The sequence below is a fragment of the Micromonospora arborensis genome (assembly GCF_003205615.1).
Classification (GTDB): Bacteria; Actinomycetota; Actinomycetes; order Mycobacteriales; family Micromonosporaceae; genus Micromonospora; species Micromonospora arborensis.
In genome coordinates, this window is the sequence record NZ_PYBV01000026.1 from 64,603 (window position 1) to 89,014 (window position 24,412).

Genomic DNA, 24,412 nt, shown 5'->3' on the forward strand with positions numbered 1-24,412 from the left:
ACCTGCGTCAGCGGGTCGCGTCCGGGTGGCCCGGCATGCTGGATCCGCCGCCGCTGCTGCCGGACGAACCGCCGGCGACACCCGAGTTGTCGTCCTCGGTCACGATGTCCGGCCGTACGTCGGTGCCCTCCGGCGGTGGGACCTCGGTGTCCGCCTCGACCTGCACCAACGGCACCTGGCCGGCCTGGTCCTCGCTGTGCTGCGGGTCGCCCGGCAGCTCACCGTCGCGCTTTCGGTAGCCCACGCCGTGCCCCCCGTCGATGCCGTCCGCGTCGGCGCTGGCTACCCGGCGTGGTCACGGCCGAAACCTCGCGCTCAGCGGCGCCGGCTCCGGCGGGCGGACGCGTTGGTCCGGGACGGTTGGCGTAGCGGGGTGAGCGGCAACGCCGTCCAGTGCGTCGGCCGGGTGAGCGTCGCCGGCAGTTCGGTTCGCGCGTCACCCCGGGCGGCGTCCAGCTGGGCCTGGTGCAGGAAGAGGGTGGTGCGCAGGTCAGCGGAGCGCAGGTCGGCCCCGCGCAGGTCCGCGCCGGTGACGTCGGCCAGGCTCAGGTCGGCGCCGCGCAGGTCGGCACCGATCAGCAGTGCCCCGCGCAGGTTGGCCCGGCGCAGGTCGACCCGGCGTAGGTCCGCGCCGAACAGGTGGGCACCCCGGTGGTCGGCACCCCCGGGGGAGCGGACCGCGTCGCTGGCCCGGGACAGCAGCGGATTGAGCCGGTCCCGGTGCGCGACCACGTCCAGCGTGCGGAGCTGCGCCGGGTCACCCTCGGCGAGCGCCGCGGTCTCGGCGCGGGCCCGCTCCAACTCGACGCCCAGGTCGACCGGCAGCCGCAGCGCCACCGCCGCGGTGAGGTACCAGAGCAGCTCGTGCACCGGCCGCAACACGGCGAACGCCTCCGCCATCGCCGGCAGGGTCTCCGGCGCGTCGCGCCAGTCCCGTCCGCCGAAGGTGACCTGGGCGACCTGCTGACCGGCACCGAAACAGTCGAACACCGTGCAGCCGGGGAACCCGCGTTGCCGCAGGTCGTCGTGGATGCCGCAGCGGTGGTCCGGGCGCAGGTTGGGGCACGGCTGCCCGGCCGGCTTGTCGATGGCGAAGTCCGCCGACGCGGCGAAGGCGGGCACAACGCAGCACAGCCCGAAGCAGCGCCCGCAGTCGGCGCGAAGCTGGGCCGACGCGGGGTCGGGCGACACGCGGAGGTCCTCCTGGCAGTCGGAATGGGCCTCGAATGTTACGCCGCGTCGCGCCGACCGGGCGGGTCCAGCGTCATCGTCCGTGCGCGTCGCCGACCGCCGAGGTGCGGGGTGCCGGGGTACGCGGGCCGCCCGGCACCGACACCAAGCGGTAGATCTCCCGCTCCCCGTCGCCGTGACCGTACTTCTGGTCGAAGTGCCGTTGCACGGCGGCGGCGGGCGTGCGGTCCTCGTCGGTCGGCTCGGCGAGGGTGAAAACCGCGGGGGCCGCCCCGGGTGCGCGGGGTGGCAACGCGGCTCGCATGGTCAGCGGTGCGGTCACCCGGAATCCCCGGCAGTCGACGTAGTGCTGCCCGTCCACCGTCGCGTACGGCACCCGCACCTCGACCACGTCCGAGTCGTCGTGACGCAACGTGACCGTGACCGACCAGTATCGCTCCAGAACCAGGGTGGCCTGCTCGTGCTCCCAGAGCTCCTCGAACCGGGCGTGCACGAACCCGCCCCACGGGCTGTCCATGTCCACCTCGAGCTGCGGCACGTTGAACGACAACTTTCCGATCGGGAAGAACGAGATCAACGCACGCCCGTCCCACTGGTAGAGCTGGATCGACGGGGACGCGTCGTAGAGCCGGACCTGCAAGCGGTGCCGCAACCGGGAGTCGAGGGCCTCGGCGAAGGCGGCAAGGTGGCGCAGGTTGGTACGGATCTGGCGCGGGACGTCCACCCGTTGCCGTTCCAACTCCTCGGAGCGCTGCTGGGCGGCGGTGCAGTCCGGGTCGAGCAGGAGCAACTGCACCTGGGCGCCGTTGGCGAGCGCTGCCCGGATGGCGGTCAGGGTCTCCTCGCGGTACCGCTGCTCCAGCAGGATCGTCCAGGTGTCGAGGATGCGCACCCGGCGACCGGAGCGGTGCAGCCGCGTCACGAACGTCTGCTGGTCGAAGCTGAGGTGCTCCTGCACCCGCGCCTTGCGGGCCTCCTCGAACAGCGGGTCGAAGATGACGTACGAGATGGCCGCGAGCACCACGCTGGAACCGAGGTTGAGCAGGAGGTCGCTGAGGAAGCCGGTGCTGAGCCAGGCGGCCAGCAGCATGAGGGCGGCGATCGCGAGCAGCGCCCCTCCGACGACGAAGGCGCGTCGTTGCCGCCCGCCCCGACCAGCCCACCCGGGCATCCGGTCTCCTTCCGCCGTCGGTCGGCGCCACCGACGCGAGGTGCTCACCGGAATTCGGAGGATACGTGCCCGCTTTGCCGCTCGCTGTCCCGTTCGGGACCGGCCAGTTCGCCGTTCGGACCGTCCTCGCCGCTCATAGGGTGACGGTAACGGAGTCGGGCGACTGCGAAGGGTGGGCGGGATGGACGACGGTGAACGGGAGAAGGCACTCCTCGCCGCCCTGACCACCGAGCACTACGCCCTGGAGACGTCCCGGGCCGGCACCATCGCCGAGGCCACCGGCCGCGCCACGATCTTCCTGTCCGTCCTGTCGGCGGCACTGATCGGCCTCGGCTTCGTCGCCACCAACGACAAGGTGGTCCGGCCCTACCTGGCCGCGGTGCTGCCCACCCTGGTGATCACCGGGGTGCTGACGTTCCTGCGGCTGGTGGAGACCACCGTGGAGAACTCGTTGGACCTGCGGCGGATCCAGCGCATCCGTGCCTACTACCACCATCGGTTCGCCGCCGAGCACGACTTCTTCGCCGACGCGGTGATGGCCGACGACCCCATGAGCACGGCGTGGAACCTGGTCGGTACGACGCCGGGGCGGTGGGAGTTCCTGCTCACCACGGCCGCACTCGTGGGTGCGGTCAACGCGGTGCTGATCGGCCTCGGCATCGCCCTGGTGGCCGCGGCGGCGGGGGTCGGGGGCGTGCTGACGATCCTTGCCGGGGTGCTCGTCGCGTTGGTGGCGTTCGGTGTGCAGTTCGCGTACATCGTCCGGATGTCGGCCGGACGGCGGGGCTGACCGCCCGCTGGCGGTGCTCAGACCACCCGCCAGTCATCGTTGGGCAACGCCGCGGCCTGGGGACCCATCAGCAGCATGCCACCGTCGACCGGCCAGGACGCGCCGGTGACGTAGCCGGCGGCGGGGGAGGCGAGCAACGCGACCACGGCGGCCACCTCCCGGGCGTCGCCGGGCCGCCCCAGCGGCACGCCGGGCCGTTCCTGGGTGAACGGGTCGACATCCTCCTGACCGGTCATCGGCGTGGCGATCTCGCCCGGGGCGACGGCGTTGACGGTGATCCCGTCGGCAGCCAACTCTTGCGCCATCACCCGGCTCAGGAGTCCGAGCCCGCCCTTGGCGGCGCAGTACGCGGCGGAGCCCACCCGGGGTGCGTGCTCGTGCACGCTGGTGATGTTGATGATCCGTCCGCCGGCGCCGGTGGCCCGCATCCGTCGCGCGGCCTGTTGGGAGCACAGGAACGGCGCGTCCAGGTCGACCGCGAGCACGTCCCGCCACTGCTCCCACCCGGTGTCCACGAACGGCGTCGAGCCGCCGGTGCCGGCATTGTTGACCAGCACCCCGATGCCGCCCAGCCGGTCGGCCAGCTCGTCCACCACCGCCGCCGCGCCCGGCAGCCGGGTCAGGTCCACCTCGGCGACCTCGCAGCGCCGGCCCGTCGCGCGGACCTCGGTGGCCGTCCGCTCGGCGCCGTCGGGGTCGCCGTACCAGGTGATGCCGATCTCGAAGCCGGCCTCGGCCAGGACGACCGCGCAGGCCTTGCCGATGCCGGAATCCGCGCCGGTGACGATGGCGATCCTCGGGTAGTTCGCGTATCGCTGCGGCATGCTCCCGCACTACCCCGGCCGGGCCGGCTCAATCCCCACCGGCTTTCGGCCGCCGGCCCGGACGTCGCCGTCCCGACCGATCCCGGGGAGCTGCCGACGGCGTACCGTCGCCGGATGCGGATCACCCGGTTCACCCACTCGTGTGTGCGCGTCGAGCAGGACGGCGGCGTGCTGGTCGTCGACCCGGGGACGTGGAGCGAGCCGGGCGCCCTGGTCGGCGCGGACGCCGTCCTGGTCACTCACGAGCACTCCGACCATGTGGACGTGTTGCGGCTCGCCGGTCTCGGCGTCCCCGTGTACGCCCCCGAGGGCGCCCGACTGCCGGATCTCGCCCCGCTGCCGGTGACCCGGGTCCGCGCCGGGCAGCGGTTCACGGCGGCCGGCATCACGGTCAGCGCGCACGGCGGCCGGCACGCCCCGATCCATGCGGGACAGCCCGACTGCCCGAACCTCGGCTACCTGATCGGCGAGCGGCTCTACCACCCGGGCGACGCGCTGCACGTGCCGGACGAGCCGGTGCACACCCTGCTCGTCCCCGCCCAGGGGTCGTGGCTGCGCCTGGACGAGGCGATCCGTTTCGCTGGTGCCGTGGGCGCGGCGGCGGCGTACCCGATCCACGACGCGCAGCTCAACGAGCGTGGCCTGGCCAGCGTCGCCGGCTGGTTCACCGAGACGATCCCCGGCTACCGCCACCTCGTGCCCGGCGACACCGTCTGACCGTGCGCCGAACGCGCTCCTATCGTCCGCTGAGGGCGAGTGTGATGCCGAGCGCGACGAACGTGCCGGCGGCGGATCGGCGCAGCCAGTCGGTGACCCGGGGTCGGGTCAGCACCCGGTCGCGTACCCGGGCCGCGAAGATGCCGTAGCCGCTGAAGATCACGAAGGTGAGCAGCATGAACACCGCGCCGCAGGCGAGCATCGCCCGGGTCGAGCCGGGCGCGGCGGTGTCCACGAACTGCGGCAGGAACGCCACGAAGAACAGCGTCGGCTTCGGGTTGAGCAGGTTGACCAGCACCCCGGAGAGGATCACCCGGACGGCCGAGCGGGGCGGGCTGTCGGTCGTCACCGCGAAGGCGCTGCGATCCCGTGCGGTGGCCCAGGCCAGGTAGAGCAGGTAGCCGACGCCGAGGTAGCGAACGGTTTCGAACGCCGCCGCGCTCGTCTGCATCAGCGCGGCCAGCCCGGTCATCGCCGCCAGCAGGTGCGGCACCGTCCCCAGCGTGCAGGCGACCGCGGCCAGCACCCCGGCTCGGGCGCCCCGGGACAGGCCGGCGGAGAGGGTGAAGATCACCCCGGTGCCGGGGGTGACCACCACGATCAGCGTGGTGATCAGGAACGGAATGGTCACGATCGTCCTCCGAGGGAGTTGGCAGGTCTCGCTCCTGCTCACCCTGCTGCCACAATGGCCCGATGGGCAGAGCCAAACCCACGCCATCGGAGAGGTCCATAACTGCCGGGTCCGACTTCCTGCACCTGACCATCGCCGACGCGCCACGAGGTGGGCGTGCGGACTGGCTGGCCGGCCGGCTGCGTCAGGCCATCGCCGACGGTCGACTGCCGGTCGGTGACCGACTGCCCGCCAGCCGGGTGCTCGCCGCCGACCTCGGTGTCTCCCGGGGCGTCGTCACCGAGGCGTACCAACGTCTGACCGAGGAGGGGCACGTCACCGGTCGGGGCCGGGCCGGCACGGTGGTCGTCGCCGCGCCGGGCACGCCCACACCCGCCCCGGCCGCCGCGCCGGCCCCGGCCGCGCTCTTCCCGCCGGCACCGAGCAGCGACATCTTCGAGGCGGTACGCGCGGCGCGCGCGACCATCGACCTGTCGCCCGGCGTACCCGACCTGACCGCCTTTCCCCGCGCGGACTGGCTGCGCGCCGAACGGACCGTGCTGCGCCACCTCGCCGCGGCCGACTTCGGCTACGGCGACCCGTGCGGCGCGCCCGCGCTGCGACAGGCCGTCGCCACCTGGCTGGCCCGCAACCGCGGCATCACCGTCGACTCGGTCGAGGTGATCATCGTGGCCGGCGTGACGCAGGCGCTCGCGCTGCTCACCCAGGCCCTCGCCGCCGTTGGCATCGACCGCATCGCGGTCGAGGACCCGGGCTCGCTCGGCGTGCGACAGCACCTGAACAGCTGGCGGATGGACACCCCGCCCATCGCCGTGGACGACGCCGGGCTGCGGGTCGACGAGTTGGCCGCCAGCGGCGCACCCGCCGTGATGCTCACCCCCGCACACCAGTTCCCGACCGGCGTGGTGCTCGACGGCGACCGCCGCCGCCAGCTCGTCTCCTGGGCGCGGGCCGGCGGCCTGATCATCGAGGACGACTACGACGCCGAGCACCGCTACGACCGCCCTCCGGTGCCGGCGCTGCGTGGCCTGCTGCCCGAGCAGGTCTGCTACGCCGGCAGCGTCTCGAAGGTGCTCGCCCCGGCGCTGCGGGTCGGCTGGCTGCTCGTGCCGGCCCGACTGCGGGAGGCGGTGGTGGTCGCCAAGCGCAACGCCGACCTGGGCAACGCGGTGCTGCCGCAACTGGTGCTGGCGGAGCTGATGACCTCCGGTGCCTTCGAGCGGCATCTGCGGCTATTGCGTCGCCGGCACATCCGTCGGCGGGACGCGATGATCGCCGCGCTGGCCCGGCACCTGCCCGGCGCGACCGTGCACGGTGCCGCGGCCGGTCTGCACCTCATGATCACGCTGGACGACGCCGTGGTCGACAGCGAACTGGCGGCGGCGACGCTGGCACGCGGGGTGAAGGTGCAACCGCTGTCCTGGCACTGCCAGCGGCCGTACCGACCGGGCCTCGTGCTCGGCTACGCCGCCCGTACGCCCACCGAGATCGAGGACGGCGTCGCCGAGATCGCCGCCGCGCTGCCCGACCGCCGACGGTTGGACGGTTGAGCGCGGTCGGGCTCGGGGCCGCTCAGCCCAGGAACAGCTGGACCAGGACCAGCACGGCGAGCAGCGCCGGCCCCCGTGACCCCTGACGGAGCAGGTCGATCGGGATCATCCCGAACGGCGTGTTGACCGTCGCGCCGCCGTAGTCGATCGGTGGGCGGGTGCCGGCCCGAAACACGGCGAGCACCACTCCGAGCGCCAGCGTCGGTGCCAGCGAGGCCGGCCCCGGGTCGACGGTCGGCAGGGTCAGCAACCACCACAGGCCCGCGCCGACCGCCGGCACCACCACGTGGATCCCGCGCAGCAGGGCGTCACTCCCGCCGAGCGCCCGGCGCAGCCCGGCTGAGCGGCTGATCGACCGTAGGCCGCCGGTCAGCCGGTTGGCGGCGAGGTAGGCGAACACCACCTGTGCGGCGCCGGCCAGCCCGGGCAGGGCGAGCGCGGCAGCGTACTGGACTCCGATGAGGGCCGCCCAGATCAGCAGGGCGCTCGGGTGGCGGCGCAGCCGGCGTACGTCGGCCTGCAACAGCGCCCACCAGCCGGGGCCGGGCAGGAACCGGTGACTGCGGACCCGGCCGATCCGCCGCCAGCGTCGGCTCTCCACCAGGCTGGCGAGCAGGCTCGGGTCCAGCAGGATCGTGGCCGTGGCGGCAGCGTTGGCGAACTGGGCGCCGGTGGTCAGCGTGGCCCGGTCGACCCGGGGCAGCGCGCGTACCGCGAGGATCGTGCCCAGGCCGGCGAGGGGCACCGCGAGGGCGAACAGCGCGACGGTCGGCGTCGTCGCCGGCCGGGGCAACCCGTCGCCGAGGTGACCGACGAGCACCACCACGGTGGTGAGGACTGCGGCCGCCACCATCGGCACCGCACCGGCCACCGTCGGCCACCGTCGGCCCGCCCGGCTGCTCTGGGCGACGACGCTGAGCGCCAGCGCGGCGGCACCCCAGCCCGCGCCGGCCGCGGCAGCCCAGCCCAGCGCGGCCGGGTCGCTGACACCGCCGAGCGCCGCCACGGCCACCCCGAGCGCCGCGGTGCCCACGGCGGCGCCGAGGAGCAGGAGGACGAAGCGCGGCGCCAACCAGGCCCGCCGGTCCACCGGCGCGCTGGTCGCCCAGCTCTGCGTGGCCGGTGTGACCAGCAGCGGGCCGAGGGCGCGCAGGCCACGCCAGGTGAGGCCGGCGCCGGCCAGCAACGCGGCGACCGCCAGCCACCACCGCACGCCCGGCTCGGCCTGGCCCACCGTCGGGGAATCCAGCATGTCGCGGCTGGCGCTGATCGCGAACCAGCCGTACATGCCCACGAACAGGACCATGACGTACGCGTCGCCCAGCACATCGCTGAGCGAGTGGTCGTGGTGCCGGCTGCGGGCCCGGCGCAGGTGCGTACGCAGTTGCCGGGCGGTGGGCACCCCGGCCGTCGGGTCGGCGATCGTGGCCGGTGGGGCGGTCACCGGCCGATCTCGATGCGCTCGTCGACGACCGCGTCGATCAGCTCCGGGTCGTGCGAGGCCAGCAGCACGGCGGTGCCGGCGTCCCGTTCCCGGCGCAGCCGGTCGGCGAGCCACTGCCGTCCGCGTACGTCCAGGCGCTGCTCCGGCTCGTCCAGGATCAGCACCCGGCGTGGCCGGACGAAACACGACGCCAGCGCCAGCCGGCGGCGCTGCCCGCTGGACAGGGTCACCGGCAGTTGATCGCGAGCCGGCTCCAGGCCCAACTCGGCGAGGACCTCCTCGACCGGCTCGGCGTTACCCCCGTGGGCGTACGCGACCAGCTCCAGGTGCTCGACCACGGACAGGTCGGGGAAGAAGTCGATGTCGTCCAGGGCGGCCGCCACCAGCGCCCGCACCTGAGGGTCGGTCTCGTCGGCCCGGCGGCCCTGCACCAACACCTCGCCCGCGTCCGGCCGGTCGGCGCCGACCACACAGCGCAGCAGGGTGGTCTTGCCACTGCCGTTGGGGCCCAGCACCACCGCGATCCTGCCCGGCGCGAGCGTGAAGCTCACGTCGTCGAGCACGACCAGGTTGCCGAAGTTACGGCTCAGTCCCCGTACCGAGAGCGCGTCCACGATCACAGAGTCTCCCAGACCCGGGCCAGCGGCCAACGCGAGCGACAGACGTCACGCCCGATCCGGTGGGTTGTCGACGTGGCCGTCCAGGTATCCGCCGTAGAGCGCGGCGAGCCCGGTCGCCGTGGCGGCCAGGCGCTCGCGTAGCGCGACCGGGGTCAGCACCTCGATGTCGGCGCCGAGGCGCAGCAGGTCGCCGTGGGCATGGGTGAGCGACTCGATCGGCAGCACCGCGGTCACCCAGCCCCGCGCGTCCGGTGGGCCGGCGCTGGCGTCCATCGCGCTGACCACGGGGTCGCTGCCGATCTCGCGCAGTCGTGCCCGGCCGGCGGGGGAGAGGCGGACGGTTGCCTCGTCGCGGTGCAGCCGGGCCCGGAACTGCACCACGTGCGCCCGCCACCACGCCGGCAGGTCGAAGTCGGCGGGTCGGTCGAACTCCTGCGCCAGCGGGGTCAGCGCGAGGATCTGGTTGACCCGGTAGGTCGCCGGCGCACCACGGCCGGGCTGGTCGGCCACCACGTACCAGCGGCCACCCTTGAGCACCAGGCCGTACGGCTCCAGCACCCGGGTCACCTCGCCGTTCCAGCCGCGGTAGCGCACCTCGATGCGGTGCTGCCGCCAGACCGCTTCGGCGGTGCGGGCCAGCTCGGGGGAGGCGTCGCCGTCGGCGTACCACCCGGGGGTGTCCAGGTGGAAGCGTTGCTGGAGCTGGGTCGCCCGGTCGCGCATCGGCGCGGGGAGCGCGGCGTGCAGCTTGAGTTGCAGCGCGGCCACCACGTCGCCGTAGCCCAACTCGTCGGCGGGGCCGGGCAGACCGGCCAGGAACAGCCGATCGGCCTCCTCGGCGGTCAGCCCGGTCAGTCTGGTGCGCCAGCCGTCGACGAGTTGGTAGCCACCGGCGTGCCCGGCCTCTCCGTAGAGGGGGATGCCGGCGGCGTGCAGTGCCTCCACATCCCGGTAGATCGTGCGGGGGGAGACGGTCAACCGCTCGGCGAGCTGTGTGGCGGTCAGCCGGCCGTGCTGCTGCAGCAGCAGGAGGAGGGAAAGAAGTCGAGAAGCCCGCACTTCACTGACACTAGTTGTCAGTGGACCGGTCCTACCGTCCCGGCATGGCATTTCGCGACAAGGAACTACGAACGCCCGGACCGGTGCTGGTGGACGGCCGGCAGCTCAAGCGCTACCACATGGACCAGCCGGAACAGCCGCTCGAACCAGAGGTGGAGAAGGCCGCGTACGACATGTTGCCCGCGCTGCTGGCCGAGGTCGTCGACGACGGAACCCCGCCCGCCGGGTGGGTGGTGCTGCACCGGGGCGCGGACACCGGCGCCTATCTGCTGGCGTACACCTGGGTGTGGGACAACGCGCTGGAGGTCCGCGTCGCCGCGGCCGGGCAACCGGCGCTGAACTGCCCGGACGACGACCCGACCCACTTCGTCGAGGTACGTCGACCCGCCGTCGGCTGCGTGTGGGAGTTGGCCGTGCTGGAGCACGAGCGGTCCGCCTGGGTCCACCACATGCTTGCGCCGGACCACCCCAACCTGACTGGATATCTGGACGACACACGAGCGGAAGGGCCGGTGGGCCGCTGATGGGCGACTTCGACTTCTATGTGGGCACGTGGAACGTGGTGAACCGGCGGCTGCGCAAGAGGCTGGTCGGCTCCGACGAGTGGGAGGAGTTTCCGGGTGTCTCGGTCGCGCACAGCTTCTTCGGTGGTGGCGGCAACTTCGACGAGATCACCTTCCCGACCAAGGGGTCCGCGGGTGCCACGGTCCGGATCTTCGACCCGGCGCGCGAGGAGTGGTCGATCTACTGGATGAGCAGCGTCGACGGCGTGCTGGGGCAGCCACCGATGGTGGGCCGCTTCGTCGACGGGGTCGGCCGCTTCTACGCCGACGACCAGCACGAGGGGCGGCCGGTGCGGTGCCGGTTCATCTGGTCGGACATCAGCGCGACCACCGCGCGCTGGGAACAGGCGTTCTCCGTCGACGGTGAGCAGACCTGGGAAACCAACTGGATCATGACCTCCACCCGGGTGTCCGACTAGTTTCCGGCCATCCGGGGGCGGTGTTAATGTCCGACCACCGCCCCCGGATGGAGGAAACCGATGGCCTCCGACCACGTCGACGTGCTGATCATCGGCGCCGGCCTGTCTGGCATCGGGGCCGCCTGCCACCTGAGCCGCGACTGCCCCGACAAGACGTACGCGGTGCTGGAGGCGCGCGAGGCCGTCGGCGGCACCTGGGACCTGTTCCGCTACCCGGGCATCCGCTCCGACTCGGACATGTTCACCCTCGGCTACTCGTTCAAGCCGTGGACCGCCCCGAAGGCCATCGCCGACGGCACGACCATCCGCGAGTACGTCCGGGAAACCGCCCGGGAGTACGACGTGCAGCGGCACATCCGCTTCGGCCACCGGGCGCTGCGGGCCGTTTGGGACAGTGCCACCGCCCGGTGGACGGTGCACGCGCAACGCACCGACACCACCGAGGCGGTGGTGCTGACCTGCTCGTTCCTCTTCGCCTGCACCGGTTACTACCGCTACGACGAGGGTTACACCCCATCCCTGCCCGGTGTCGACGCGTACACCGGGCGGCTGGTGCACCCGCAGCACTGGCCCGCCGACCTCGACCACACCGGCAAGCGGGTGGTGGTCATCGGCAGTGGCGCCACCGCGGTCACCCTGGTGCCGGCGATGGCCCAGCGGGCCGCCCACGTGACGATGCTGCAGCGCTCACCGACGTACGTCATCGCGTTGCCCTCGCGCGACCGGCTGGCCGACGCGCTGCGGCGCTGGCTGCCGGCGAAGGCCGCGTACCCGGTGGTGCGCTGGAAGAACGTGCTGCTGTCCACCGTCACCTTCCAGCTCAGCCGGCGTGCGCCCGGCCTGGTCAAGCGGAGGCTGCGCCGGGCTGCGCAGGGCCGCCTCCCGGTGGGGTACGACCTCGACCGGCACTTCTCGCCGCGCTACGACCCGTGGGACCAGCGGCTCTGCGTGGCACCCGACGGTGACCTGTTCGCGGCCGTGCGGCAGGGCACCGCGTCGGTGGTCACCGACACCGTCGACACCTTCACCGCGCAGGGTGTCCGGTTGACCTCCGGCGCGGAGTTGCCCGCCGACATCGTGGTGACCGCGACCGGGCTCAACCTGCTCGCCCTCGGTGGCCTGACGCTGCGCGTGGACGGCGTCGACGTCGACCTCGCGAGCACCGTCGCCTACAAGGGCATGATGGTGTCCGGCGTGCCGAACTTCGCCCTGACCATCGGCTACACCAACGCGTCGTGGACGCTCAAGGCCGACCTGGTCGCCGGTTACGTCTGCCGGCTGCTGCGCCACCTGGACCGTACCGACCAGCAGATCGTCACCCCGCTCCCACCGCCCGACGCCGAGCGGGTGCCGCTCATCGACCTGCGCTCCGGTTACGTGCTGCGCGCCGTCGACGCGCTGCCCAAGCAGGGTGCGACCGCGCCGTGGCGGCTGCACCAGAACTATCCCCGTGACGTGCTGCTGATGCGGCACGGCCGGCTCACCGACAAGGGTGTGCGGTTTTCCCGAGCCGGAGAGGTGGCCGCGCCCGCCGGCTTGCAGCGTCCCGCCCGGACCAGTCCGGCCGCCCGTCACTGACCGCGGCGAGCGTCGCAACGAGCGTCGGCAACCGCCAGGAGAGGAGCACCGATCGTGCGGAGGTTCGACTTCACCGGCGCGACGGCCGTGGTCACCGGGGCGGCCAGCGGCATCGGTGCCGCGCTGGCGCACGCGCTGGCCCGCCGGGGCAGCGACCTGGTTCTGCTGGACCGCGACGCCGAGCGGCTGGACGCGGTCACCGCCGCGATCCGCGCCGAACACCCGGATCGCCAGGTGTACACGTACCTGGTGGATCTCGCCGACGTGACGGCCACCGCCCAGGTGGCCGCGGAGATCGGCCAGCGGCACCCGCGGGTACGACTGCTGGTGAACAACGCCGGCGTGGGCCTCGGCGGCCGGTTCGACCAGGTGACGTTCGACGAGTTCAGCTGGGTGATCGACGTCAACTTCCGGGCTGTGGTGCAGCTGACCCACGCACTGCTGCCCACCCTGCGGGCGGAGCCGGGCGCGCACCTGGTGAACATCTCCAGCCTGTTCGGGCTTATCGCGCCGGCCGGGCAGACGGCCTACTCGGCGAGCAAGTTCGCGGTGCGCGGCTTCACCGAGGCGCTGCGCCACGAGTTGGTCGACGACGGCATCGGGGTGACCTCGGTGCACCCCGGCGGGATCCGCACCCGGATCACCGAGAACGCGCGGATCGGCAGTGGCGTCTCGGCCGAGGAGTACGCGGTCGGCCGGGCACAGTTCGAGAAGCTGCTCACCATCGCGCCGGCTCGGGCCGCCGAGGTGATCCTGCGCGGTGTCGAGCGGCGTCGGGGCCGGGTGCTGATCGGCTGGTCGGCGAAGCTGCCGGACCTGCTGGCCCGGGTCCTGCCAGCCTCGTACAACCGGGTCCTGGTCGCCGGCCTGAACCGGGGCGTCGTCCGCCCGGCGCCGCCCACCCCCGGCGTGCCCACGCAACGCCCCGCCGACCCGGCCCGGGAGGTGGCGTGAGCGGCGGCGCGGTCACGGTGGTGTGCTGCCCCGCTTGTCCTCCTGCGCCAGCACCGCCTCGCGGTGCTCCGGATCGTCGCGGCGGGCCAGTTCGGCGGCGAGCCGCGGATCGGCCACCAGCCGGTCCCGGTTGCGGTGCAGGAAGCTCTCGAAACCCCCGGTGTACGGGCAGGCCAGGTCGCCGAGGGCCCGCTCGGGCATGTACCGGCAGCCGGCGCAGTAGTCGCTGATCTCGTCGATGTCGGTGCCGTCCACCGCGTACGGGCGGGTGTCCACCCGGGCCAGGTCGGCGTACTGACTCATGCCGATCACCGTCGCGTTCATCACCCAGTCGGTGCCGTCCACGAAGCAGCGCTGAAACCAGTCCACTACCTCGGTGGGGCGCCAGCCGCGCTGCAACGCGTAGTTTCCCAGCACCAGCAGTCGGGGCGTGTGGTGCGTCCACGCCCGGTCCCGGACGGCGCCGAGGACGTCGGCCAGGCAGCGGGCCTCCACGGCGTCGGCGTCCAACTCGGCGAACCACTGCGGCAGCGGCTCGGTCGCGGCCAACCAGTTCGCCCCCCGGAACCGTGGCTCGAAGTACCAGTACAACTGCCAGAGGAACTCCCGCCAGCCGAGCAGCCCTCGGATGAAAGGCTCCACCGCCGTACGCGGGGCCGTGCCGGCCCGCCACGCCTGCTCGGCGGCGCGTACGGCCGGCTCCGGGTCGAGCAGCCCGAGGTTGAACGAGGACGAGAGCACGGAGTGCGCGAACAGCGGGTCGTCGCCGCTCATCACGTCGGCGTAGCGGCCGTACCCGGGTAGCCGGTGGGTCAGGAAGTGCGCCAGCCGGGCCTGTGCCTCGGTGTGGGTGGCCGGGTGCTGCCGGGGGCCGTCCCGGCCGACGAACCGCACCCCGTCGGCGGCCCACCGGTCCAGGTCGCGACGGACCTCCGCGTCGATGTCGTCCTCGACGATCGGTGGGGGTGGCGGTGGGGCCGCCGGCACGGCCCGGCTGTCGGCGCGGGCCCGGCGACCCGACCCGGTCCCGCCGGCCGGGGCGGTCAGCACGTCGTGGCGGCGGCGGGTGTGCCGGTAGAAGTCGGCCATTCGCAGCGGGCCACGCCGCGCGCGGTCCGCCCAGCCGGCGAAGTCGGCCTGGCTGGTGATGAAGCCGCGTGGCGGCAACACCGTCAGCCCCGGCACCGACTGCGCGAAGCGCAACGCCGCACGGGAGTGCGGATGGCACACCTCCACCGGCTCGTCGACCCGCGTGAGCGCCTCCCGGAACGTGTCGGCGCGCAGCAGCAGCGCCCGCTCGCCCAGCTCGGCCGCCCGGTGACGCAGCGCGGAGAGGAGCAGGTGCGCCTTCTGCCGGTGCATCGGCCGTCGGCGGAACAGCTCCCGGATCTCCACCAGCAGGACCGGCTGGTCGGGGTCGTCGAGGAAATGTGGCCCGAGTTGGTCGGCCAGCAACCATCGGCGGCGATGCATGGCGCAATTCTGCCCACTTTCCGGCCGACGCGCCCAACGGCGGGCCGCACGATCGACGCCGAATCACCGCTGTGACGCCGAATCAGGCCGGGTCCGTCCCGGTCACCGTCGTGCGCGGCCCGACGTCGCGGCGGCGCAACACCACGGTCAACGTCACGAGAGCGACCAGCAGCGCCGCGAGCACGTACACCGGGACCGGGCCGAGCGGAGCGAGCAGCGCCAGCAACGCGACGACCGGGAAGGCGACGACCACCGCGCCGTGGTGCTGCCGGCGTACGTGCAGCACCCAGACCGTGAGCAGGAAGACGGCGATCGGGGTGGCCACCGCGTACCCAGCGGTGGTCCCGGAGATGTGCGCGACGTGCCGCTCGACGTCCACCCCCACCACCAGGCCGGCACCCACCGCGGCGATCGCCGCGAAGATCAGATAGTGGCCATAACCCCAGACCAGGGAGTACGGCAGCCGGGCGGGCGCCTCGATCGGCCGGTCGAAGTAGAGCCACCAGAGCGCGAACACGATGACCGCTCCGGCCGCCGCGAGCGACCAGAGACCGTGCTCCCCGGCGTCGAGCCCGGTCTGGATCGCCACCGAGATGGCCAGGACCGCTTCGCCGAGCACGATGAGGGTGAACAGCCCGTACCGTTCGGTGATGTGCTGGGGGTGCCACGGGGTCATCCCGGGGCGTTCGGCCACCGCCGGCACCAGCAGGTCGGCCAGCGCCAGCAGCACGAACGACGCCACACCCCCCTCGCCGGGCAGCAACAGCCGCAGCAGCCAGCCGAGCTGCACCACCGTCACGCCGATCGCGTAGCGACGCGCCGCAGCCCGATGCCGGGGGTCGCCGGCGGCCGCCCGGCTCCAGTTCACGACGGCAGCCAGCCGCATCACCACGTACCCGTAGGTGATGACGGCGAAGTCGCCGTCGGCGAAGGCGCGCGGCACCCCGGCCGCCAGGATCAACGCCCCGGAGATCTGCACCAGGGTGGTGATCCGGTAGACGTCGTCGTCGGTGTCGTAGGCCGAGGCGAACCAGGTGAAGTTCACCCACGACCACCAGATCGCGAAGAACACCATGACGTAGCTGGCCGCGGCGTGGCCGAGGTGGCCCTCCGCGACGTCGTGGTGCAGACTGCTCGCCGCCTGCGCCACCGCCACCACGAAACACAGGTCGAAGAAGAGTTCCAACGGGGTGGCCGCGCGGTGCGGCTCGTCGCGGCGACGGGGCCGCATCGGCCGGTAGAACGGCCGCACCGAACGCGAAGCGGTCAACGCAGCTCCTCAGGCTGGGCTCACCGGCGTCGTCGGCCGTGGGTCAACCCCTCCAACACCAGAGTCAACCCGGCGCCGACCAGCCAGACGTCCTTGGCGATCCCGGTGCCCTGCTGGGTCGGTCGAATGCTGCCGTGCTCCCGCAGCCCCGGTGTCTTCAGGTACAGCTGCACGAGGCCCGCGCCGAACGCCGTCAGGCCCAACCCGACCAGGGGCGCCGGGACGAACGGCGCGAGCAGCGCGGCCCCCAGCGCGATCTCCGAGTACGACAGCAGCTTGGCGAAGCGCGGCGGGTCCAGTTGGGCGAGTTGCGGCATGGCGGCGACCGCCATCCCGTGCATGCCCTCCGCGGCGGCACCCTCCAGGCTGCGCTTGCCGAGACCCGAGTTGAGAAAGTACGCGCCGATGCTGACCCGCAGCGGCAGGTGCGCGAGCTTCATGGTCACTCCCGATGGCCGTGGTCGAATGGGGCCCGCGTACCCCGGACTGCCCGCGATAACCCGCCGGGCCGGCTGGGCTGGCCGTGGTGGTCGCGGTAGGTTCGCCGGGGGCCCACCGCCGAGCCCGTGGCGCACCTGCCCACCCGGCGCCCGGCCCTGCCGCACACCACCAGCAGGAGGCGAAGTGAGCCAGGAAGTCCGGGGAGTCATCTCCCGCAGCAAGGGCGCGCCGGTCGAGGTCACCACCATCGTGGTGCCCGATCCTGGTCCCGGTGAGGCGATCGTCCGGATCCAGTCCTGCGGCGTCTGCCACACCGACCTGCACTACCGCGAGGGCGGCATCAACGACGAGTACCCGTTCCTGCTCGGTCACGAGGCGGCGGGCATCGTCGAGCAGGTGGGCGAGGGCGTCACCGACGTCGCCCCGGGTGACTTCGTGGTCCTCAACTGGCGTGCCGTCTGCGGCGTCTGCCGGGCCTGCCGCCGGGGTCGCCCGTGGTACTGCTTCAACACCCACAACGCCAAGCAGCGGATGACCCTGACCGACGGCACCGAGCTCTCCCCGGCGCTGGGCATCGGCGCGTTCGCCGAGAAGACCCTGGTGCACGCCGGGCAGTGCACCAAGGTGGACCCGGCCGCCCGTCCGGCCGCCGTCGGCCTGCTCGGTTGCGGGGTGATGGCCGGGCTGGGCGCGGCGATGAACACCGGCAACGTCACCCGCGGCGACTCGGTCGCGGTGATCGGCTGCGGCGGAGTCGGGGACGCCGCGGTCGCCGGCGCGGCCCTCGCCGGCGCCACCACGATCGTCGCGGTGGACACCGACAGCCGCAAACTGGACTGGGCCCGCAAGTTCGGCGCCACGCACACTGTGAACGCCTCCGAAACCGATCCGGTCGAGGCGATCCGTGCCGCCACCGGCGGCTTCGGCGCCGATGTCGTGATCGACGCGGTGGGCCGACCGGAGACGTGGAAGCAGGCGTTCTACGCCCGCGACCTGGCCGGCACGGTGGTGCTGGTCGGCGTACCGACCCCGCAGATGCAGATCGAGCTGCCGCTGCTCGACGTCTTCGGACGCGGCGGCGCCCTCAAGTCCAGCTGGTACGGCGACTGCCTGCCCAGCCGAGACTTCCCCATGCTCACCGAGCTGTACCTGCAGGGCCGGCTCGACCTGGACGCGTTCGTCACCGAGGAGATCGCGCTCGACCAGGTCGAGAACGCGTTCGACCGGATGCACCACGGCGACGTGCTCCGCTCGGTGGTGGTGTTCTGATGACCGCCCGGGTCGACCACGCGGTCACCGCGGGCACGTTCTCCCTGGACGGGCAGACGTTCGACGTGGACAACAACGTCTGGGTGATCGGCGACGACAGCGAGTGCGTCGTGCTGGACGCGCCGCACGACGTGGCCGCGATCCTCGCGCTGGTGGGCGACCGGCGGGTCCGGGCGATCCTCGCCACCCACGCCCACGACGATCACGTGCGGGTGGCACCTGAGCTGGCCGAGGCCACCGGCGCGCCCGTGCTGCTGCACACCGCCGACCGGGTCCTCTGGGACATGGTCCACCCGCACCTGCCGCCGCACGGTGAGCTGCACGACGGGCAGATCATCGAGGTGGCCGGTACCACGCTGCGGGTGCTGCACACCCCCGGCCACAGCCCCGGCGCGTGCAGCTTCCACGCCCCGGACCTGGGCGTGGTGTTCACCGGCGACACACTCTTCGCCGGCGGTCCCGGTGCGACCGGCCGCTCGTACAGCGACTTCGACACCATCGTCCGGTCGATCCGGACCTGCCTGCTCACCCTGCCGGGGGAGACGGTCGTGCACACCGGCCACGGCGACGACACGACCATCGGCGCGGAGGCCCCGCATCTGCAGGAGTGGCTGGCCCGGGGCCACTGACTTCTGCTGATGGGTTCGCCTGTCGCGTGTTGGCCTGCGGCGCGTACCTCGTGGCGGGTGGCGGTCTGGTTGGGCGTGGTCGACGGGCTCAGCGCTCGTCGGCCGCGCCCAGCACCGGTTTGACGTCCAGGATCGGGGTGCCGTCCAACGCTTCCAGGTCGGCCACCTCGACGCGCAGCCCATCCACCGCCAGGACCCGCACCCGGTGCAGCCCGATCGGGTTGGGCCGGTGCGGGGACCGGGTGCTGAACACCCCTGTCTCCGGCCGGCTCTCGTCGCCGCGGGGATGCACCGCCAGCACGTCACGCAGGGCGCGGTCCAGCCACGTCAACACCAACAACTCCACACCGACCCGCAGGTCGCGCAGGGCCTGTTCGACCTGCGGGTCGAAGACCAGCCACGCCGCCGGCGCACCCTCGTCGCCCTGCCGGGGCGCGCTCGCCGCGTCGGTCAGCGGCGAGAGCACCCGCCCCACCGGATGCAGCACGTACCCGTCGCCGCCACCTACCTCGTCCACCCGTTTGCTCCCTCCTGGACGGTCCCAACCTAACGCCGCCGGTCGTCGTCCGGGCCCGCCGCAGGTCGGCCAGTTCTTATGAAACAGGCCCTACGATCCCGTCCATGGTCGACGACTCTCCCGCCCCCGTTGTCCGCCAGTTGCGCCTCGTGGTGGAGGCAGCCGACCACGAGGCCGCCGTCGCGTTCTTCCGCGACGCGCTCGGCCTGCCCGAGGAGGCGGCGTTCAGCGGCGACGGGGACGCCCGGGTGGTGATCCTGGAGGCCGGCCGCGCCACCCTGGAGATCGCCAACCCGGCACAGAAGCGCATGATCGACGAGGTCGAGGTGGGTCGTCAGGTCGCGCCCCGCATCCGGGTGGCCTTCGAGGTGGACGACGCCAGGGCGACGACGGCCCGACTGGTCGCCGCCGGGGCGAACGAGATCGCGCCGCCCACGCGCACGCCGTGGCAGTCGCTCAACTCCCGCCTCGACGCCCCCGCAGACCTGCAGATCACCGTCTTCCAGGAGCTGCGTACGCCGGACGAACTGGCCGGGTCGGACGGCGCGCACCCCGGGCGTGACACCGAGGCTTGAGCCGGCCCGCTGCGTTACGTCATGCAGCCCGGGCACGTCTTCGTCCGGTACCGCATCTGACCGTGGATGTCCCGGGCCGAGTCGGCCGTCCCATTCGGCGGTCGCTCGACGGATTGTCCGTTTCCGCGGTCGCGCGGAGGGAGATCGACTCCATATCGCCGAGGTTGCGGTATCTGAGTGCCGAGATACCCCCAGCTCGCCGATATGAGTGGATCACGCCGCGTCGGCGGTGAGGAGACGGACCCGTTGTCCGATTCCCGGGAGTGGCCGGGGCCGCACCTTGCCGGGGCACCGGCATTTCCGGAATGCCCGACACGTGAACCCGGTTGTGTCCCCCGTACCGTCGGAGCCCAAACCCTTTCCGCGGTCATCTCCCGAGGAGCGTTCACCCCGGAGCGCTCCGCACGATCGAGAGGGCCACCATCGTGAAGGTCGACTTCACCCGATGGCTCCCCGCCATCGCTAAGGACTCGTACCGCAAGACCGCGCTGAGCGTGGTGGGTGTGGCCGCCCTTGGCGGTCTGGCGCTCGCGCCGACCGCGGCTGCCGCACCGGTCACCACCGGACCGCACCAGGGCGCCGTCGCCGCCATCGACCTCGCCACCGGCAAGACCGCAGGCAAGACCGCCGGCAAGACCGCAGGCAAGGCTGCCGGCAAGACCGCCGCCCCGGCCCGCCACGAGGACCAGCCCATCGAGTCGGGGCTGACCACCGGCTCCGCCACCGGCAAGCCGCCGGCCGGAAAGCCCAGCCGAGACGAGCTGATTCCGCACGGCGTCGAAGGCGCGCAGTCACGCGTTCCGCTCGACGACGCGCAACTGGCCAACGCCCGGGCGATCGTCGACGCCGCCAAGAAGACCGGCGTCGGTGACCGGGGCGCGGTGGTCGGCGTCGCCACCTCGCTGCAGGAGTCGAAGCTGTACAACCTCGGCCACCTCGGCGCGTACAACGACCACGACTCGCAGGGCCTGTTCCAGCAGCGCCCGTCGTCCGGTTGGGGCACGCCCGACCAGGTCACCGACCCGGAGTACGCGGCCACCGCGTTCTTCACGGCACTCAAGAACGTCGACGGCTGGCAGAACCTGCCGCTGACCGCCGCCGCGCAGACCGTTCAGGTGTCCGCCTTCCCGTACGCGTACGCGCAGTGGGAGGAGCAGGCCGCGGACATCGTCCAGCAGATCTGGTGACACCCGCGACACGCGCCGGCCGGCCCTCGTTCGAGGGCCGGCCGGCTTCGTCGTACCCGAGTTGTGTCAGCAGGCGGGGTAGAGCCGGCGGGTGCCGACACCGGCGGCGTACGCGCCCCGGTCGCTGAACCGGCAGCCGTAGTCGGGCCGGGCCACCACCGCCGGATCGGTGACGGTGTCGCCGGCCGGGCGCTTGCCCGTGCGTACCCAGGACACCAGGTCGTCCCAGGCGGCGCCGGCCTCGGCCGGGCTGAACTCGCAGTGCTGCGTGGTCCGGATGGCCCGCTGCACCACCACCTTGCCGCGACCGTTGCGCGCGGCGTCGGTGGCGTACGCCTGCTCCATGCTGAACGGTACGAACAGGTCGCCGAGGCCGTGCAGGCTGAGCACCGGCGCGGTGGGCCGACCGGCGATCCGCGGTACCTCGGTCAGCGTCGGCAGGAGCCGTTGCACGACGTTCTCCGGGGCGACCCGCTGCACGGTGGCGTTGACGTTGACCGGGCTGTTCGGGGTGTAGCGGGTGAGCAGGTTGGTGGAGAGCTGACCGGGCCGCTCGGCGGGGGAGTCACCGCCACTCGTCACCGTGATGGAGAAGAGGAAGTCCTTCCAGACCGCGAACGCCGCGTCCGCACCCGGGCGTGCCCCGCCCGAACGGTTCACCGTGATCGCCCGCAACTGCTTGCCCCGGTCGGTGGTGGTGTCCGGCCCGGTGGGGGTCAGCCCGGCCAGACCGAGCGCCACCTGGATGCGCGGCACCGCGTTGGTGAGATAGTCAGTCGGTGTGGGGTAGGCCGGCACGTCGGCGACCGCCTGCGCGACCAGGTTGTAGTCCAGGTAGAAGTCGAGCAACGTCTGATCGCCGAGCACCCCGCACATCGGCAGCGCCCCGTCGTAGTAGCCGGGATACTGCTCCAGCGAGCGACCGATGACGTACCCGCCCATCGACACTCCGGCGATGTAGGTGTGGTGCGGTCGGCGGACCGTCCGTCCGAAGTGGTCCGTCAGATCCTTGGTCCCGAGCACCCCGGAGCGAATGTCGAAGCCGTTGCGGTCGTACGAGGACGACGCCCAGGCGTACCCCTGCTCAAGGAGACGCTGGCGCAGCCCGAAGCCCGGCGGTTCCGGCGAGAGCACCGTGCCCTGGCCGCGGTAGCCGTGCGCCCACAGCACCAGGTCGCCGTTCCACCTGGCGGGGACCTCGATGATGTACCCCGCGTGGCGGTGCACACCCTGGCGTACCGTCGTCGAGTTGCCGCCCACGACCAGTGGGGCCAACGGCGGATTCTCGATGGTGTACCCGGGCAGCGGCTGGCCGCCACTCGGGCCGTGCCCGGTGGCGCTGGCCGGCGCGGCACCGGCCAACCCGACCGCGAGGGTCAACGTCGCGGTGGCGGCGAGTAGGCGACGAAGGGTACGAACGGGTACGGACAGCATCGATGCTCCCCATCGGACGTACGTCGCCCCGGGGGCGACCAGGCGGGACGGTTGCCTACCGGCCGGTAGCGACCTGAACCTAGAACCGCCGTCGACCAGTGTCAATGGCTGCGCTGACCGGCCAGTCAAGCGCGACTGTCCGACCGATCAGCCCAGCCCGTACGCCTCGACCGGCGGCCACAGCCGTCGGGTGAACGTTCCCTCGACGCCACCGCACCCGGGGCGTGGGCCGGCGGGCCGGTCGGGTTGACTGTCGGCGTGGACGAGTCGATCTGGGAAGCGGCCCGTGCGTCGCGCAGTTGGTTGGACGCGGCGAACGGCACTGGGCAGACCGAACTGACCTGCCGCATCCTCAAGCTCACCGAGGAGGCGGGAGAGGCGTCAGCCGCCTGGATCGGCCTGCTCGGGCAGAATCCGCGCAAGGGCGTCACCCACACCCGCGAGGACGTCGCAGCGGAGCTGGCCGACGTAGCCTTCACGGCGTTGGTGGCCATCGAGAGTCTGGGGCTGGACGCACGGACGGTCCTGGACGCCTGCGCCGCAAAGGTGCGCTCCCGCCTCCCGAAGTGACGGCCGGTCCAGTCGGACCCGTGTGACACACGCGGCGATCCGTCTCGCGCGGGTAGTCCGTCTCTTCCCCTGAGTTTGTCTCGCGCCGTCAGGTGTCGCGCCCGGTTGGCCGTCGCGCGCGGTCAGGCGTTTCGCGCGGTTGTCCGTCGTGCGGTCATCTGCCTCGCGGGGTCTGCCTTGGGCCGTCAGTGTTGCGCGCGGCCAGGTGTGTTTCGAGGCGATTCGCCTTGCGCTGCCAATCAAGCGTCGGTTACTTGGTCGCCTCGACGAGTCTGGCGGCGTATCCAGCGCGGCGCACCCGCCTGGTCGCCGACACGGGTGGCTGACTTGGAGACAAATGCGCGCTTTGTCCGGTTACGTGGGCCACAGGCCGGGCATCACGTTCATGATCCACTCCATGTCGCCGGTATTGGGGTATCCGGGGCGACGGATACCCCAACATCGGCGATACGGAGTGGATCACGCTCAATCGGATGCCCTGAGGCCTCACTCGCTGACCAATCTGGGCGCTTTGTCCGGTCCAGGGCGCCGCTGGCCTGTGACCGGTGGCATCCGTGCCCCGGAATCATGGCCGGGCCGGGGTCGTTACACACCCTGACGATCGCAGCACCACCGACTGGCCCCGTGCGTTGGGGTGCTGGCCGCGGGGTTGGAATGCCGACCCCCACCGGGTCGTTGTGATCCCCACGAACGACCGCCCGGCCGCCGCCTTTACGAGGTGCCGATGGACGGGCCACCCCCGGAATGACCCCGGACCCCGGGTCGTTACACACAGACCCGATGCCACAAGCCCCCGCTCGTGGCCCACCCCGGGGAATGACCCCGGACCGCGGGTCGCAGACCCGGCGCCACGAGTCCCCGCAGGTGAGCGCCGCACCGGGTGCCACAAGCCCCCCGCTCGTAGGTCGCCCCCGGGAATCGTCCCGGTCCCCGGGTCGTTACACACAGACCTGGCGCCACAAGCCCCCGCTTGCAGGCCGCCGCCCCCGGCGCACGAGCCCCCCGCTTGTAGACGCCGACCCCTTTCAGACTTTTCCCGGTTAGTGCAGCGCCCGGACGAGGTGCTCACACCGGCACGCCTTCCCCCTTTTTGGCGTGTGGGTGTCCTTACCCCCGAAGGAGCTACCCCCATGAACACGATCATGCGTAAGAGCGTCCTGTCCGTTGCGGGTCTCGCGTTCGCCGGTGGTGTCTTCGCCGGTCCGATCGCCGCCCACGCCAACCCGGCCGTGGACGCCAAGCCCGCCGCTGTCGCGGTGCAGGCTGACAAGCCGGACACCGCCAAGCTGATCCCGCACGGCACCCAGGGCGACCAGTCCCACATCACCCTCGACGACGAGCAGATCGGCAACGCCAAGGCGATCATCGCCGCCACGAAGAAGGCCGGCCTGCCCGAGCGGGCCGCGGTCATCTCGATCGCGACGAGCCTGCAGGAGTCGAAGCTGGAGAACCTGGGCCACCTCGGCGACATGCACGACCACGACTCGCTGGGCCTGCTCCAGCAGCGCCCCAGCTCCGGTTGGGCTACTCCGGAGC

At 72.4% G+C, this 24,412-nt stretch carries 26 protein-coding genes; 13 read left to right on the forward strand and 13 right to left on the reverse strand.

Features of this window, described 5'->3' with window-relative positions; all coding sequences use genetic code 11:
- Positions 1 to 7: 7 nt before the first annotated feature.
- The 3 genes from C7C45_RS20630 to C7C45_RS20640 all read right to left on the reverse strand — a co-directional run bounded on the left by C7C45_RS20630 (position 8) and on the right by C7C45_RS20640 (position 2,362).
- The gene (locus tag C7C45_RS20630; RefSeq protein WP_110565322.1) at positions 8 to 244 is read right to left on the reverse strand and encodes a preprotein translocase YidC; all 237 of its coding nucleotides are present in this window, start codon (positions 242 to 244) and stop codon (positions 8 to 10) included.
- A 71-nt stretch (positions 245 to 315) separates the two neighbouring features.
- Positions 316 to 1,191: a pentapeptide repeat-containing protein gene (locus C7C45_RS20635; RefSeq protein WP_110565323.1), complete on the reverse strand. Its 876-nt coding sequence runs from the start codon at positions 1,189 to 1,191 to the stop codon at positions 316 to 318.
- A gap of 73 nt (positions 1,192 to 1,264) precedes the next feature.
- Complete coding sequence (locus C7C45_RS20640) at positions 1,265 to 2,362, reverse strand: DUF5919 domain-containing protein (protein WP_110565324.1); 1,098 nt, start codon at positions 2,360 to 2,362, stop codon at positions 1,265 to 1,267.
- A 181-nt stretch (positions 2,363 to 2,543) separates the two neighbouring features.
- On the opposite strand from C7C45_RS20640, the gene C7C45_RS20645 reads away from it, so the two are divergent.
- Positions 2,544 to 3,152, forward strand: a complete 609-nt coding sequence (locus tag C7C45_RS20645) for a hypothetical protein (protein WP_110565325.1) — start codon at positions 2,544 to 2,546, stop codon at positions 3,150 to 3,152.
- Positions 3,153 to 3,169: 17 nt separating this feature from the next.
- Here C7C45_RS20645 and C7C45_RS20650 read toward each other — a convergent pair whose 3' ends face one another.
- A complete protein-coding gene (locus C7C45_RS20650; protein WP_110565326.1) occupies positions 3,170 to 3,976 on the reverse strand; it encodes an SDR family oxidoreductase in 807 nt (268 codons plus the stop codon).
- A 114-nt stretch (positions 3,977 to 4,090) separates the two neighbouring features.
- On the opposite strand from C7C45_RS20650, the gene C7C45_RS20655 reads away from it, so the two are divergent.
- Positions 4,091 to 4,693, forward strand: coding sequence for an MBL fold metallo-hydrolase (locus C7C45_RS20655; protein ID WP_110565327.1), 603 nt, complete (start codon positions 4,091 to 4,093; stop codon positions 4,691 to 4,693).
- Positions 4,694 to 4,712: 19 nt separating this feature from the next.
- Here C7C45_RS20655 and C7C45_RS20660 read toward each other — a convergent pair whose 3' ends face one another.
- Entirely contained in the window at positions 4,713 to 5,324 is a 612-nt protein-coding gene (locus tag C7C45_RS20660) for a LysE family translocator (protein WP_110565328.1), read from the reverse strand.
- A gap of 62 nt (positions 5,325 to 5,386) precedes the next feature.
- Here C7C45_RS20660 and pdxR point away from each other — a divergent pair, with 62 nt between their 5' ends.
- The gene (pdxR, locus tag C7C45_RS20665; protein ID WP_208641235.1) at positions 5,387 to 6,874 is read left to right on the forward strand and encodes a MocR-like pyridoxine biosynthesis transcription factor PdxR; all 1,488 of its coding nucleotides are present in this window, start codon (positions 5,387 to 5,389) and stop codon (positions 6,872 to 6,874) included.
- A 22-nt stretch (positions 6,875 to 6,896) separates the two neighbouring features.
- Here the strand turns inward: pdxR and C7C45_RS20670 are convergent, their stop codons facing one another.
- From C7C45_RS20670 to C7C45_RS20680, 3 genes are read right to left on the reverse strand one after another with little or no spacing between them, the layout of a single operon-like run.
- Positions 6,897 to 8,318 (reverse strand): DUF6297 family protein, encoded by a 1,422-nt coding sequence (locus C7C45_RS20670; protein WP_110565329.1) that lies wholly within the window; start codon positions 8,316 to 8,318, stop codon positions 6,897 to 6,899.
- Positions 8,315 to 8,938 carry an ABC transporter ATP-binding protein gene (locus C7C45_RS20675; RefSeq protein WP_110565330.1) on the reverse strand — a complete coding sequence of 208 codons (624 nt, stop codon included), beginning with the start codon at positions 8,936 to 8,938 and terminating at the stop codon, positions 8,315 to 8,317. Before C7C45_RS20675 ends, C7C45_RS20670 begins: the two co-directional genes overlap by 4 nt.
- A gap of 45 nt (positions 8,939 to 8,983) precedes the next feature.
- Positions 8,984 to 9,997, reverse strand: a complete 1,014-nt coding sequence (locus C7C45_RS20680) for a helix-turn-helix transcriptional regulator (protein WP_110565331.1) — start codon at positions 9,995 to 9,997, stop codon at positions 8,984 to 8,986.
- A 44-nt stretch (positions 9,998 to 10,041) separates the two neighbouring features.
- Here C7C45_RS20680 and C7C45_RS20685 point away from each other — a divergent pair, with 44 nt between their 5' ends.
- Genes C7C45_RS20685 through C7C45_RS20700 form a run of 4 tightly spaced genes read left to right on the forward strand, consistent with a single transcriptional unit; the run spans position 10,042 to position 13,511 of the window.
- Positions 10,042 to 10,521 carry a hypothetical protein gene (locus C7C45_RS20685; RefSeq protein WP_110565359.1) on the forward strand — a complete coding sequence of 160 codons (480 nt, stop codon included), beginning with the start codon at positions 10,042 to 10,044 and terminating at the stop codon, positions 10,519 to 10,521.
- Positions 10,521 to 10,979, forward strand: coding sequence for a hypothetical protein (locus C7C45_RS33670; protein ID WP_146247360.1), 459 nt, complete (start codon positions 10,521 to 10,523; stop codon positions 10,977 to 10,979). The genes C7C45_RS20685 and C7C45_RS33670 overlap by 1 nt, the downstream gene beginning before the upstream one ends.
- Before the next feature lie 60 nt (positions 10,980 to 11,039).
- Complete coding sequence (locus C7C45_RS20695) at positions 11,040 to 12,557, forward strand: flavin-containing monooxygenase (protein ID WP_110565333.1); 1,518 nt, start codon at positions 11,040 to 11,042, stop codon at positions 12,555 to 12,557.
- Between the two features lie 54 nt (positions 12,558 to 12,611).
- The gene (locus C7C45_RS20700) at positions 12,612 to 13,511 is read left to right on the forward strand and encodes an SDR family NAD(P)-dependent oxidoreductase (protein WP_110565334.1); all 900 of its coding nucleotides are present in this window, start codon (positions 12,612 to 12,614) and stop codon (positions 13,509 to 13,511) included.
- A gap of 12 nt (positions 13,512 to 13,523) precedes the next feature.
- On the opposite strand, the gene C7C45_RS20705 is transcribed toward C7C45_RS20700, so the two are convergent.
- The 3 genes from C7C45_RS20705 to C7C45_RS20715 all read right to left on the reverse strand — a co-directional run bounded on the left by C7C45_RS20705 (position 13,524) and on the right by C7C45_RS20715 (position 16,694).
- Complete coding sequence (locus tag C7C45_RS20705) at positions 13,524 to 14,984, reverse strand: cryptochrome/photolyase family protein (protein WP_110565335.1); 1,461 nt, start codon at positions 14,982 to 14,984, stop codon at positions 13,524 to 13,526.
- An 82-nt stretch (positions 14,985 to 15,066) separates the two neighbouring features.
- Positions 15,067 to 16,254 carry a low temperature requirement protein A gene (locus tag C7C45_RS20710; protein WP_208641236.1) on the reverse strand — a complete coding sequence of 396 codons (1,188 nt, stop codon included), beginning with the start codon at positions 16,252 to 16,254 and terminating at the stop codon, positions 15,067 to 15,069.
- Between the two features lie 20 nt (positions 16,255 to 16,274).
- Complete coding sequence (locus C7C45_RS20715; RefSeq protein WP_110565336.1) at positions 16,275 to 16,694, reverse strand: hypothetical protein; 420 nt, start codon at positions 16,692 to 16,694, stop codon at positions 16,275 to 16,277.
- Between the two features lie 184 nt (positions 16,695 to 16,878).
- Between C7C45_RS20715 and C7C45_RS20720 the strand changes: the two genes are divergently transcribed.
- Positions 16,879 to 17,964, forward strand: a complete 1,086-nt coding sequence (locus C7C45_RS20720) for an S-(hydroxymethyl)mycothiol dehydrogenase (RefSeq protein ID WP_110565337.1) — start codon at positions 16,879 to 16,881, stop codon at positions 17,962 to 17,964.
- Positions 17,964 to 18,593: an MBL fold metallo-hydrolase gene (locus C7C45_RS20725; protein WP_110565338.1), complete on the forward strand. Its 630-nt coding sequence runs from the start codon at positions 17,964 to 17,966 to the stop codon at positions 18,591 to 18,593. The genes C7C45_RS20720 and C7C45_RS20725 overlap by 1 nt, the downstream gene beginning before the upstream one ends.
- A gap of 88 nt (positions 18,594 to 18,681) precedes the next feature.
- Here C7C45_RS20725 and tsaA read toward each other — a convergent pair whose 3' ends face one another.
- Complete coding sequence (gene tsaA, locus C7C45_RS20730) at positions 18,682 to 19,110, reverse strand: tRNA (N6-threonylcarbamoyladenosine(37)-N6)-methyltransferase TrmO (RefSeq protein ID WP_110565339.1); 429 nt, start codon at positions 19,108 to 19,110, stop codon at positions 18,682 to 18,684.
- A gap of 104 nt (positions 19,111 to 19,214) precedes the next feature.
- Between tsaA and C7C45_RS20735 the strand changes: the two genes are divergently transcribed.
- Together C7C45_RS20735 and C7C45_RS20740 are read left to right on the forward strand one after the other, a co-directional pair.
- Positions 19,215 to 19,685, forward strand: coding sequence for a VOC family protein (locus tag C7C45_RS20735; RefSeq protein WP_110565340.1), 471 nt, complete (start codon positions 19,215 to 19,217; stop codon positions 19,683 to 19,685).
- A 425-nt stretch (positions 19,686 to 20,110) separates the two neighbouring features.
- Positions 20,111 to 20,872, forward strand: coding sequence for a hypothetical protein (locus C7C45_RS20740; RefSeq protein WP_110565341.1), 762 nt, complete (start codon positions 20,111 to 20,113; stop codon positions 20,870 to 20,872).
- A 66-nt stretch (positions 20,873 to 20,938) separates the two neighbouring features.
- On the opposite strand, the gene C7C45_RS20745 is transcribed toward C7C45_RS20740, so the two are convergent.
- Positions 20,939 to 22,306 (reverse strand): alpha/beta hydrolase family protein, encoded by a 1,368-nt coding sequence (locus C7C45_RS20745; RefSeq protein WP_110565342.1) that lies wholly within the window; start codon positions 22,304 to 22,306, stop codon positions 20,939 to 20,941.
- A 258-nt stretch (positions 22,307 to 22,564) separates the two neighbouring features.
- Between C7C45_RS20745 and C7C45_RS20750 the strand changes: the two genes are divergently transcribed.
- Together C7C45_RS20750 and C7C45_RS20755 are read left to right on the forward strand one after the other, a co-directional pair.
- Entirely contained in the window at positions 22,565 to 22,876 is a 312-nt protein-coding gene (locus tag C7C45_RS20750) for a MazG-like family protein (RefSeq protein WP_110565343.1), read from the forward strand.
- A 1,130-nt stretch (positions 22,877 to 24,006) separates the two neighbouring features.
- Positions 24,007 to 24,412, forward strand: a 406-nt coding sequence (locus C7C45_RS20755) for a hypothetical protein (protein ID WP_110565344.1), incomplete at its 3' end; no start/stop codon positions are given.

Coding starts and splice junctions, on each gene's coding strand:
- C7C45_RS20640 (WP_110565324.1), bottom strand. CDS start 2,362: ATGCCCGGGTGGGCTGGTCGGGGCGGGCGGCAACGACGCGCCTTCGTC.
- C7C45_RS20645 (WP_110565325.1), top strand. CDS start 2,544: ATGGACGACGGTGAACGGGAGAAGGCACTCCTCGCCGCCCTGACCACC.
- C7C45_RS20650 (WP_110565326.1), bottom strand. CDS start 3,976: ATGCCGCAGCGATACGCGAACTACCCGAGGATCGCCATCGTCACCGGC.
- C7C45_RS20655 (WP_110565327.1), top strand. CDS start 4,091: ATGCGGATCACCCGGTTCACCCACTCGTGTGTGCGCGTCGAGCAGGAC.
- pdxR (WP_208641235.1), top strand. CDS start 5,387: ATGGGCAGAGCCAAACCCACGCCATCGGAGAGGTCCATAACTGCCGGG.
- C7C45_RS20685 (WP_110565359.1), top strand. CDS start 10,042: ATGGCATTTCGCGACAAGGAACTACGAACGCCCGGACCGGTGCTGGTG.
- C7C45_RS33670 (WP_146247360.1), top strand. CDS start 10,521: ATGGGCGACTTCGACTTCTATGTGGGCACGTGGAACGTGGTGAACCGG.
- C7C45_RS20695 (WP_110565333.1), top strand. CDS start 11,040: ATGGCCTCCGACCACGTCGACGTGCTGATCATCGGCGCCGGCCTGTCT.
- C7C45_RS20705 (WP_110565335.1), bottom strand. CDS start 14,984: ATGCATCGCCGCCGATGGTTGCTGGCCGACCAACTCGGGCCACATTTC.
- C7C45_RS20715 (WP_110565336.1), bottom strand. CDS start 16,694: ATGAAGCTCGCGCACCTGCCGCTGCGGGTCAGCATCGGCGCGTACTTT.
- C7C45_RS20725 (WP_110565338.1), top strand. CDS start 17,964: ATGACCGCCCGGGTCGACCACGCGGTCACCGCGGGCACGTTCTCCCTG.
- C7C45_RS20735 (WP_110565340.1), top strand. CDS start 19,215: ATGGTCGACGACTCTCCCGCCCCCGTTGTCCGCCAGTTGCGCCTCGTG.
- C7C45_RS20745 (WP_110565342.1), bottom strand. CDS start 22,306: ATGCTGTCCGTACCCGTTCGTACCCTTCGTCGCCTACTCGCCGCCACC.